This window comes from Streptomyces flavofungini (assembly GCF_041028215.1).
In the GTDB taxonomy this organism is placed as follows: Bacteria; Actinomycetota; Actinomycetes; order Streptomycetales; family Streptomycetaceae; genus Streptomyces; species Streptomyces flavofungini_B.
Genome location: NZ_JASKYR010000970.1, coordinates 1 through 2,334 on the forward strand (window position 1 = coordinate 1; position 2,334 = coordinate 2,334).

General features: G+C 74.3%; 2 protein-coding genes. Both read right to left on the reverse strand.

Features of this window, described 5'->3' with window-relative positions:
* The coding region (locus tag AB8Z36_RS37235) for a hypothetical protein (RefSeq protein WP_369217808.1) at window positions 1–722 on the reverse strand (722 nt) is incomplete at its 3' end.
* 119 nt (window positions 723–841) lie between these two features.
* A partial coding sequence (locus tag AB8Z36_RS37240) for an FG-GAP-like repeat-containing protein (protein ID WP_369217809.1) occupies window positions 842–2,334 on the reverse strand: 1,493 nt, incomplete at its 5' end.

Below are 2,334 nucleotides of genomic sequence, written 5' to 3' on the forward strand. Positions count from 1 at the left end.
GGCCGGGGGACGGGCCGCGGCGTTCCGGCCGGGGCAGACCGGTGCGACCGCTGAGACCGGCGCGACCGGTGCGAGCTGACGGCGCCCAGAAGCAGGGCGGCGGCCACGGCGATCAGGTGCTCATGCCCCGCGAGACCGGGGTCGACGATCGAGCCGTACACGGTCGGCACGACGGCGGCGGCGAAGAGTACGGGCGCGCGCAGCGCCACCGCGGCGTACGCGAAGAGTCCCACGATGGCGGCCGACGCCCCGGTGTCCACGGCGTGCGCGGCGTCGGCGGGCAGCCCGGTGCGCTCGGGGCCGATGGCGGTCAGCACGCGCGCGTACAGGGTGCCGGTGAGGGTGACGGCGTAGGCCACCACCAGGGTGCGGAGGCGTCCGAAGGCCAGCTCGGCCAGCGCGAACGCCAGGAAGAGCCGGGGCAGTCCGCCCCACGCGGGCAGGTCGGCCGCGGGCACGAAGAGGGCGACGGGCGACCGCAGGAGGCTCAGCCAGAGGGGCTGGTCGGCCCGCACCTCGCTCAGCACGCGGACGACGCCCTCCCCGGCGGCCGTCCGCTGGAACTCGTGCAGCCCGACCACCGCGACGACGGCCACGAGCCCGAGCAGGACGCCCAGGGGCCCGCGCTTCCGGAGTCGGCGGCAGGGGCCCGCGACGACATGGCGCCACTCGTGCAGCAGGGCGTCGCGGACCCGTCCTGCCAGGCGTTCGACCAGCGACACCAGCCATCCGTCCCTCGCGTACTCGTCCGGGAGGATACGTGAGGACCAGGGACGAAAGCCATGGATCGCGGCGTCGCCCTGGCCCCCTCCACAAAGGCCCTAGCCCTCCGGCAAGGCCACTAGCCCTCCAGCACGTCACCGAAGTAGGCCAGGCCCGAGGGCCCGCCGACCGCACCGGCGCCGAACGACTTCGAGCCGGTCGCCGTGATCCCCGACGCGGTGGACTTGAAGAGCCAGACGGCTCCCGCGCCCTCGTTCTCGCCGTACGCACCGGCCACGAGCTCCGAGCGCCCGTTGCCGTCGACGTCGGTGAGCTGGACGGCGCCCCCGAAGAAGTCCTGGCTCTCGGACGCGCCGGGCACGCCCGAGGTGCTCTGCGAGAAGGCCTTGGCGCCCGTGCCGGTCAGACCGCCCGCCGCGCCGCGCAGCACGACGACGGTGCCCGCCCTGGGCGCGGAGCCCACGGTCTCCGACGCCGCGCCGACCGCGATGTCGGCGTATCCGTCGCCGTTGGTGTCGCCCGCGGACAGGCTCCAGCCGAAGGCGTCGCCCTTCTCCGCGGCGCCGGGGACGCCCGAGGTGGCCTGGGTGACGCGGGCCGGGGTGCGGGTGCTCAGGCCGCCCGCCGCGCCGTAGGTGACGGTGACCGCGCCGCCCGTGCCGCCGTCCGGCTCGTCCGCCGACTTCTCCATGAAGTTGCCGGTGACGATGTCGCCGTAGCCGTCCTTGTTCACGTCGGCGATCGTGGCCGCGTAACCGCCCGCGACCTTGCCCGCGGGCTTGGGCGTCGTACCGCCCTTGTAGAGCACGCTGCGGGTGCGGTAGCCGTCGCCGTGCTCCTCCTGGCCCATGATCAGCAGGTCGGTGGCGGCGTCGCCGTTCACGTCGCCCGTGACGATCCTGTCGGTGTTGACGCCGGTCGCCTCGTACGTGTCGATGCCCGTGCGCTTCACGGCCTTGCCGGTGCGCGAGAGCGGGCCCTTGAAGATGTTCAGCTCGGGCGAGGCGAGGTTGGCGGCGGCGAGGTCGGTCCTGCCGTCGCCGTCGAAGTCGCCGGTGGCCACGGACCAGCCCAGTTCGTTGCGGTGCTCCGGCAGCGGCGAGGTGATGTCGGTCGCCTTCTTGAGACCGCTCGCGCCGCCCCAGACGACGGTGAGCGCACCGGAGTCGTCGGTGCTGCCGATGCGCTCGGAGTGCACGCCGACGACCAGGTCGGTGTACCCGTCGTCGTCGAGGTCACCGGAGGTCAGCCGGTCGCCGAAGTAGTCGCCGCTCTCGGGGGTGCCCGGGATGCCGGAGGTCGCCTGGCTGATCAGGGTGCGCTTGGCGGTGTCGAGGCCGCTCGCGGTGCCGTACACGACGGCGACGTAACCGGCGCCGGACTTGCCGGAGACCTTGGCGGTCGGGGCGGCGATGGCGAGGTCGCCGTAACCGTCGCCGTTGAAGTCGGCGCGTATCCGGTCCGCACCCGCCGCGGGCGCGGCACCGGCCGGCGCGGACCCGGCGGCGAGCAGGGAACCGGTCAGGGCGGCCGTGGCGGCACAGGCCAGGGCCGTCCGGAACTTCTGGGACATGGGCGGGGTCTCCTGCGACGGCATGCGGAGGCCCGGAC